Annotated in this window: 3 protein-coding genes; 1 reads left to right on the plus strand and 2 read right to left on the minus strand. The window is 73.5% G+C overall.

Annotation, left to right across the window (positions count from 1 at the left end; all coding sequences use genetic code 11):
- Window positions 1-27 precede the first annotated feature (27 nt).
- Window positions 28-486, minus strand: coding sequence for a hypothetical protein (locus B9S61_RS21005; protein ID WP_181007462.1), 459 nt, complete (start codon window positions 484-486; stop codon window positions 28-30).
- 14 nt (window positions 487-500) lie between these two features.
- Window positions 501-1760: a molybdopterin-dependent oxidoreductase gene (locus B9S61_RS21010; RefSeq protein WP_103543645.1), complete on the minus strand. Its 1260-nt coding sequence runs from the start codon at window positions 1758-1760 to the stop codon at window positions 501-503.
- A gap of 113 nt (window positions 1761-1873) precedes the next feature.
- On the opposite strand from B9S61_RS21010, the gene B9S61_RS21015 reads away from it, so the two are divergent.
- Window positions 1874-2961, plus strand: a 1088-nt coding sequence (locus B9S61_RS21015; RefSeq protein WP_374936232.1) for a hypothetical protein, incomplete at its 3' end; no start/stop codon positions are given.

The raw sequence follows: 2961 nt of genomic DNA on the forward strand, positions 1-2961 counted from the left end.
GGCGCGCCGCGGGACAGCCGTCAGCCGTCAGCCGTCAGCCGCGGACCTCCTGCCGCGCCGCCGCACCGCGAAGACCACCGCCGAGCCCGCGAACAGTGCGGCCGTGACGATCAGCCAGCGGGTCGCATAGCCGTCCGCGGACTGGCCCGCCACGCCCGCGTACCGTTCCGACACCCGGCCGGTGATCAGCGGGAACCACACGAGCAGCAGCAGCCCGGACAGGGCGGCCGGCACCCGTACGTGGTTGATCCACGCCCCGCGCCGGCCCGCGCCCCTCACCAGCGCACGGTCGGCCGCCGCGTACAGCGGCAGCAGCACCAGGTCGTGGACGACCGCCGCGCCCGCGAACCACAGCGCGACGAGGAACCAGTCGCCGTCGAGCAGCCGCACCCCCGCATACGCGCAGAGGGCGAACGAAGCGAGCAGCACGAGCAGGTGGAACGGGCTGCCGAGCACAGGGCGGGGGAGCCGGTATCGCGTGCGCACGGGCTCGGGCCTCCTCACAGCTCACCGAAGGTCAGCCGCGCGACCCACTTGGTGTTGAGCACACCGGGCGCCGCGGGGACGATGATCCGGGCCGGACGGCCGTGATCGGGGGTCAGCTCCGCGCCGTTGACGAACAGGGCGAGAAGGGAACGCGGGTCGCCCACCTGGTTGGCACGCAGCGCCCCGCGCCGGAAGGCGCCACGGCGTTGCAGCGACTCCACGAACACGTCGACCGGGTCGTCATGGCCGACGAGCGCCGCGAGGTCCCGCAGCCGTACGCCCCGCCACGACTGGTCGGAGGTGGACCAGCCCTCCACGCAGGCGATGGGCAGGTCGGCGCTGTGCAGCGGCAGGCCGAGCAGATCGGCCTTGCCGAGCCGTACGGTGCCGGAGCGTCCGGTGACGACCAGCCGCCACGCCTCCTCGGTCGTCTCCTCGGCGCGGATCCCGGCGTACGCGGCCGTCTTGTTGATCTGGAAGCCCGCCGGTCCGCTGCCGGGTTCCGGCCCGCCGTGCGGGGTGAGGACAGCGGTCTCGCGGAGCGGTCCGTCGAAGCTGCGCCCGGCGGAGGTGGCGAACAGGAGCAGTGAGCCGCCGCCGACCAGCCCGAGCGCCCCGCGCCGTGAGACGGTCGGCGGGTCGGGGCGGGGCGCGACGAGTTCGTCCGACGGCTCCTCAGCCCCCTCGCGCATCCGGCGCAGATTGCGGAACGCCGTCGGCGCCTTCAGCACCGCATGGGCGAGGAACGCCCCGAAGAACACCCAGGCGCCGTAGAAGTGCAGCGGATAGAAGGAGCCGGGGAAGATGTAGTCGAGCTGGACGTTGAGGATCCCGGTGACGAACTGGAACAGTGCCCCGCCGACGAGGAGCAGCAGCGAGATCCGCTCCAGGGCGTGGGTGAGCGAGCGGACCGGCGGCAGGGTGAACAGCCTGGGCACGACCGACCACAGCTTGGCCAGCAGTACCGGGACGAGCGCGAGTCCGAGTGTGACGTGGACGCCCTGGGTGAGCCGGTACAGCCACGGCGGGTCGGTGGGCCAGGAGAAGAGGTAGAAGCCGAGGAGCCCCTTGCCGGGTGTCTTGTCGTTCACCGGCCCGAGATCCGGGTTGTAGGCGGCGTACGACAGCAGTCCCGTCACGAACAGGACCGTGACGCCGGCGAGGAGGAACACCCCGAGGACCGAGGTGAACCGGGGGCCTCGCAGCGGGCTGCGCCAGAAGTCCGGCGCGAACGGTCCGCGCGCGGGGCGGGTGGGGAGGGGAGACCGAGCCATGTGCCGACCGTAGAACCGCAGCACCCCCCGGACGGGTCCGGAAACGATGACGAAACGCTGACGTCCGCCCCTGTCATCCGCTCGGCTGCGCTCTCCCGGCCTAGCGTGACGACGTGAAACGCGATCTCCCCCGCACCGCTCCCCCCGCTGTCTCCGCCGGCACCTCCCGTGGCGGTCTCGTCCGTGATCTGTCCGCCGTCGCCGCGGCCGCGCTGCTGGTCCTGGCGGCCGTCCTGATCGGCACCCGGATCCAGGACCGGTACGGCACGCTGCGGGTGGCCTGGCCTCCGCTGGTGGGCGACTGGATGCCGCACACCGGCCCGGGTACCCCGGCCGCGCTGGCCGTCGCCTCCGCCGTGGTGGCGTACGGACCCTCCCTGGCCGCCCGGCTGTCCTGGCGGCCCCTGCTGTGCACGGCGTGGGGGGTGTCGCTGGCGTGGACCTGGTCGCTCGCCCTCGTGGACGGCTGGTCCCGGGGCGTCGCGGAGCGGCTCACCACCCGGCACGAGTATCTGCAGGTCATCGACCGTTTCCAGGACATCCCCGCGGCACTGCGCGGCTTCGCCGGGCACATCCTGATCGATGCCCCCGACAACTGGCCCGCGCATGTCGCCGGGCATCCGCCGGGCGCCACGCTCACCTTCGTGCTGCTGGACCGGACCGGTCTGAGCGGTGGCGGATGGGCGGGCGCCTTCGTCATCACCGCCGGCACCACCGCGGTGGCCGCGATCCTGGTCGCGGTGCGCCGGCTCGCCGACGAGCCGTTCGCCCGCCGGGCCGCGCCCTTCCTGGCCCTGGCTCCGGGCGCGGTGTGGGTGGGCACCTCCGCCGACGGCTTCTTCACGGCCGTCACCGCCTGGGCCGTCGCCCTGCTCGCCCTCGCCGTGACGGGTCACCGGCCCGCCTGGACCGGCTTCGGCTCCGGGCTGCTGTTCGGCCTGACGATGTACCTGTCGTACGGGCTCACCCTGTTCGCGGTCGTCGGCGCGGCGGTGCTGCTGCTGGGCACCCGGCGGCTGCGGCCGCTGCCGTACGTGGCCGCCGGGTTCCTGGTCGTGCCGGCCGTGTTCACGGCCCTGGGCTTCGACTGGTGGGAGGCGTACCGGCTGCTGGTCACCCGCTACTACCAGGGGGCGGGCGGGGTACGCCCGTACGGTTACTGGGTCTGGGCGAACCTCGCCTGCACGGTGCTGGTGGTCGG

The sequence above is a fragment of the Streptomyces sp. SM1 genome, from assembly GCF_002910825.1.
Lineage (GTDB): Bacteria > Actinomycetota > Actinomycetes > Streptomycetales > Streptomycetaceae > Streptomyces > Streptomyces okerensis.